Consider the following 1,884-nt stretch of genomic DNA (forward strand, 5'->3'; position numbering starts at 1 on the left):
TGAGTCGCAGTCATTACGTGTTATTTCACCATCGAGCAGATCGCCTATGACCATGCCGCAGTGATCCTTGAGCTGGAATGTCAAACCGCTGAGTGGGTTGTTGGCCATGTCAAACTCGCCGCGAATCTGACCGGATATGACATTGCCGGAGATGGTTACAGGCTTGAGCGATACTGCGCCCCGTTGCGCGTGCACTCGAATAGGGGAAAACGTGATGCTCTTAAGCGACTTATCGGCTTGTGAGCGTAGTGTCGTTTCTCGTAGGTTTGCTTCCACTTGCCCCGTTAAGCTGTACGCCAACATGTTGTTGTCACCAGATAGACCTTGCAGGTCGAGATTGAGGTCAGAAAATCCATCTACCGCGAATGCATCTGGCAGGTATGGGTGGAGCAGTTTGAGTGGAATGCCATCCGCACTCAAATTAAGCGCCCAAGGTTGGCTTGCCGTACTTAAATCAAGTTGACCAAAGCCTTCAATGTAACCTTGTTCTAGTGGAGCAAACAGACGAGAGAGTTGCCACAACCCTTGCTCACTTTGTGTCGAAATCGCAGCATGAGAAGACAGAACTTGGTCGTAGCTCGCATTCACGACACTCGCGTCGAGACTGCCATGCCATACGCCCCAAAAACGGTGCTGGCGCTTTAACTTTAGCGCTTTTCCTTCGACGTTTAAGCCCGAGAGTTGCCAGAATGGTTCGTGCGCTAATTGGATTATCTGACTACGTTCAATATCAAATTCTTGGATATCCACTTCTTGTAACGTGCTGGTGGCAGCCTTCCACCAATCCTTGTTGTCATCAGACTGGATAGCCCATTTCAATCCTTGAACAGAAGCCGTGTCGAGTTGCCAGTGCGTCGGTTTGAATTGACCAGATACCTGTACGCGGCCTTGCTGCCAATCTAGGCTCAGTTCTTGGAGCTGGATATTCTCGGGCGTGAAAATGGCGTTCAAGCGTGGCTCTATTGCGGTTTGCTCTTGGAAACGAACACTGTCAGCTTGTAAAGACACTTTGGCTGTGGCATTCCATAGAGACGCAGGCAGTGAGGCATCTTCAATGGACAGTTCAAGGTTTTGCCAGTGCCATTCACCCCATTCAATATCGGCGTTAAGCAAGTCGAGGCTATTGATGTGGTTAATGGTGAACGGCAATTCTTGCCACGGTTTAGAGAGTAAAGATTGTCGCTGTGCATTGGTGATTGCCAACTTATCAATCGTGACATTGACCAAAGACCAGCCTTGTGGATATTGCTCACCTTGCCCTGAGATTTGGCTATTGCGCCATTTAAAAGACGTGCCATAGAGGGTGCTGTTTTGGGCTTGATAATCCACATCAACCAGTACTTTTTGTATCGCCTCACCGTGCCAATACATTTGTTCTGCAGAGGCCTGAATAGCGCCGTAAGGCCATAATTGTTGAGCGTTTAGCCAAGTAGGATCTTGGATTTGGATACTCAATCCAGTTACGGAAAAGCGCGGACCCGCGTAATCAATATTTTTCAGCGCAATCTGGTGGAACTGGATCGACTCTAAGTTAGGCCGTGTCGGTATGCCTTTTTTTAGACTCACCCCATCGATCAGCAAGCTATCGATAATCCATTTCCCATCTCGTCGTATGTCAGGGTTCAGCCATACGTCGACTTGTTCAATATAAGGCAGTTGAGCGTCTTGGGAGCGAACGTTTTGCAGCGAAAGGTGGTAAGGGAAGTCGTAATGAACGCGCTCCGCTTGGATCGGTAAGCCAAGGTAGGGTGAAACCCATTGCCATGTAGAATTGGCGTATGAGGTGGTTAACAGCGCAATAATGGTCGCCGGAAGGGCAATCAATACCACCAGTAAGAGAATTAGAATTCGACGCGCTGTTTTCATCCCTGCTAGAACCTGTAA

General features: G+C 48.8%; 1 protein-coding gene. It reads right to left on the reverse strand.

What is annotated here, in order from left to right; all coding sequences use genetic code 11:
- A partial coding sequence (locus R7P35_RS23800) for an AsmA family protein (protein WP_318092786.1) occupies positions 1–1,866 on the reverse strand: 1,866 nt, incomplete at its 3' end.
- Positions 1,867–1,884: the final 18 nt, after the last annotated feature.

Source organism: Vibrio sp. Vb0304 (genome assembly GCF_033338995.1).
Taxonomy (GTDB): domain Bacteria; phylum Pseudomonadota; class Gammaproteobacteria; order Enterobacterales; family Vibrionaceae; genus Vibrio; species Vibrio alginolyticus.